This is a genomic window from Enterococcus sp. 7E2_DIV0204 (assembly GCF_002140855.1).
In the GTDB taxonomy this organism is placed as follows: Bacteria; Bacillota; Bacilli; order Lactobacillales; family Enterococcaceae; genus Enterococcus_L; species Enterococcus_L lemimoniae.
The window spans coordinates 73,217-76,323 of sequence record NZ_NGKY01000001.1 but is presented as its reverse complement, the minus strand read 5'-3'; the positions used below and the strand labels follow the sequence as shown (position 1 = coordinate 76,323).

The following is a 3,107-nucleotide window of genomic DNA, read 5'->3' as shown; positions in this document are numbered from 1 at the left end:
TGGTATGGAAAAATGGAACAACCCCAGAGTCAAAATCGCTATATTTACGTAGAAAACAATCCACAAAAATACCGTGACCGTAGTGGAAATGCCGGTTGGTGGTCTAAAGCATGGAATAATGTGAAGAGATCAGTGAGAAATGTTTGGAATGGCGTAAAGAGAGTGGTCAACACTGTCTGGAATGCGATTGTCCCACCAAGATATCGGTCACCAAGTTCTTGGAGCGGGGTTGCCTCAGGGATTAACTATATAGGAAACTATGTGGCAAGATCATATACTCCACGGCGCAATTACATAGGTGTCAATTATATCCGGGGAAGAAATGGTCAACCTGTAGGGTATCAGACGTACAATCAAGCGTTGTATTATCAAAGTGCGGCGTATCATTATTAAGTACAAGTTCAACGTGCGAAAGCAACGCGTATGATGGCAACTGTTCGAATCAAGAAAGCTTGTGATACGGCAAAAAAATGGACGGGTAAGAAGAGTAGTGAAGAGCAGTTAAAAGAGTTTGAGAAGAAATATGGCAAATCTAAAATAATGAAAAATGAAATTCTCTTTATTCCTGGCGGAGGAGCAATAGGGTTACTGGGTAAAGCGAAGAGTGCGTTAGATTGGGCAAAGAATGCTATTGGTATAGGGAAGATATTTCAGTCTGCTAGTGAGGCACTGGAGAATTCAAATAATCGTGATGATAAAATCAAAGATGGTAATTTAGATGATCTAGGAGAGCATGTTAGATATATATATAACAGATACGATAAAGCAAAGTGGGGTGGAAATGTTTCAGGACAAACCCAAGGAACCAAAGCAGGAGCAAAATATAAAAACGACGGTAGAGATAATAGTGCCGTGTTACCTGAAGAAGACTCAGATGGTAATGACATTGAATATGAAGAATTTGATGTAAATAATAAAATAGAAAATGAAAATAGGGATGGTGAGAGATTTATAAAAGGCAATGATGGTTCTATTTATTATACAGACGATCATTACAAAACATTTATCAAAATAAAATAAATTGACTATAGAGAACGTGAGGATAATTTGATTTGAAAAATACTATTCATAAAATAACAATAAAAGATCTTAAGGAAATTGAATGCAAAGAGTTAAATAAATATACACATTACGTTAAAATAGATGGATCAAAAATAGATTCGTGGCAAACTTTTAAAGAAGATATGATTGAAAAATTTAAATTACCTATGGGACAAGATGGGAATGCTAATGAATATCTTGATTGGATGAGAGATTTAAGTTGGCTGAATAAAACATCATACGTATTAATAATTTATAATTACGATGAGTTTTTGTCTGGAAACAGTAGTGAAAAGAAAAATATAATGAATGATTTTAGTGAATATATTTTACCATTTTGGGAATCAGAAGTAGAGCAAGCTGTTGTTGATGGGGAGGCGAAATCATTTCAGCTTTATCTTATAGATTAAGAATATTTATCTCACTAATATTACTGTTCAAATATCTAAAATATAAAATATAAATGTCCCATCTGAGGGTTTAAGAGGTTTGAATTAGAAGCGTATAGGTAGGGTTGATTTTAAGTAAGAGTCAGAGTAGTTATTATTTTTTATGGTCTACTCTGGCTATATACATAAAAAAGTTATGGTTTAAATAAGACATAGATAATAGAATCGATTAGAAATACTTTCAGAGGAAATTTCGAATCCAGACCTATTATCAGCAGCACAATTACGTTGGTGTCAATTATATCCGAGGAAGAAACGGGCAGCCTGTAGGCTATCAGACGTATAGTCAGACGTTATACTATCAAAGTGCGGCTTATCGCTATCAAGTTCAGATTCAACGTGCGCAAGCAACACGTGCTATGGCAAACATCCGAATTAAAATAGTGTATGATACAGCGGATAAGAAATGGACGGGTGCGAAAAATTCTACCAAGAGCTCAGGAATATGGGCATGGACTGGACTACCTACTTTAGCAAGTGGTGGAAGTGCATTGACAGGAAAAGCTGTTGCTAGTGTGGCAGGGAAATCTGCTCTAGCTTTAGGAACCGGAGCATTAGGTGGTTTATTTGTAGGGTTAGTTGGAATAGGACTTAACACACGTGCGAAGGATTTACAGACCGATGACGGAATAGATACTAGGAATTATGGGGTGAATAGACTACCAAAAAGCTGGTCATCGAATGATTATAATGTAAGTGGTCAACGAGGATCATTGGTTGTTGATAATTTAGGTCGTAGAAGGATTAGCGTTGATCGGACCAACGGAAAAACAACCTATTATAGCGCAACAGGAGAAACTTTAGGTGAGAAAGAATTGCCTAAGCAAGCTGGATTAGGACAGTCAAAAGGTGGACGACATGAACCGCTTGATTTGGATGAAGAATTGGCAATGGAAGAAGCGATGAGTAATCCTTTAGAAGGCAGAGAATTGAAAGGCAAAAATACCGATCCAAGATGGCCTGCGGCAGATGGCTGGGAAAAGCGAGCTAGAAATATTAACGGAAATGAAATTCATTATCAATATAATCCCAGAACTGGCCAAATTGATGATGTTAAATTTAAAGAATAGGAGATAAGTAATGAAAGTAAAATGTGTATCAACAACAGGTAAGGGTTTGAACAAATTTACAATGAATAATTCTAGAGATACTGAACAAGTGAAATATCCATTGAAAAAAGACGATATATATACTATCTATGGGCAACATATATATAATAATATTTTAGGTTATTTGATTATAGGGACTTATGAAAATTTACCATCATGGTATCCAGCAGAACTATTTGAAGTAATAGATCATCAAGTTCATTTAGAGTGGTATTATAATTATGAGGAAGACTCAGTTATTAGTGCATTATGGGGATATAAAGAAATGGTGCTAACAGATAATCATTACGATGATTTAATTGAACGAACAGACAAAGCCAAAAGGATATTTTTAAAAAGAAAAAAGGAGATTGATGAGTTTCTTGAGTATACGTAAATTAATTTGATTTCTAGTCTGTTACAAAGAGATAAAAAAAGTCAGAGTAACTGATTAAGTATAGTTTACTCTGACTGTATACATAAAAAAATTATAATTTAAACCAAGACATAACCATGTAGGGTTGAATAG

The 3,107-nt window shown here is 35.0% G+C and carries 5 protein-coding genes; all 5 read left to right on the top strand.

Annotation, left to right across the window (positions count from 1 at the left end):
- A partial coding sequence (locus A5819_RS00440) for a hypothetical protein (protein WP_217809024.1) occupies positions 1 to 393 on the top strand: 393 nt, incomplete at its 5' end.
- A gap of 30 nt (positions 394 to 423) precedes the next feature.
- Positions 424 to 1,020, top strand: coding sequence for a ribonuclease domain-containing protein (locus tag A5819_RS00435; protein WP_086281227.1), 597 nt, complete (start codon positions 424 to 426; stop codon positions 1,018 to 1,020).
- Between the two features lie 32 nt (positions 1,021 to 1,052).
- Entirely contained in the window at positions 1,053 to 1,451 is a 399-nt protein-coding gene (locus A5819_RS00430; protein WP_086281229.1) for a barstar family protein, read from the top strand.
- A gap of 398 nt (positions 1,452 to 1,849) precedes the next feature.
- Positions 1,850 to 2,560, top strand: coding sequence for a hypothetical protein (locus tag A5819_RS19565; RefSeq protein ID WP_254907171.1), 711 nt, complete (start codon positions 1,850 to 1,852; stop codon positions 2,558 to 2,560).
- A gap of 10 nt (positions 2,561 to 2,570) precedes the next feature.
- Positions 2,571 to 2,975, top strand: a complete 405-nt coding sequence (locus A5819_RS00420; protein ID WP_086353010.1) for a phosphoribosylaminoimidazole synthetase — start codon at positions 2,571 to 2,573, stop codon at positions 2,973 to 2,975.
- Positions 2,976 to 3,107 lie beyond the last annotated feature (132 nt).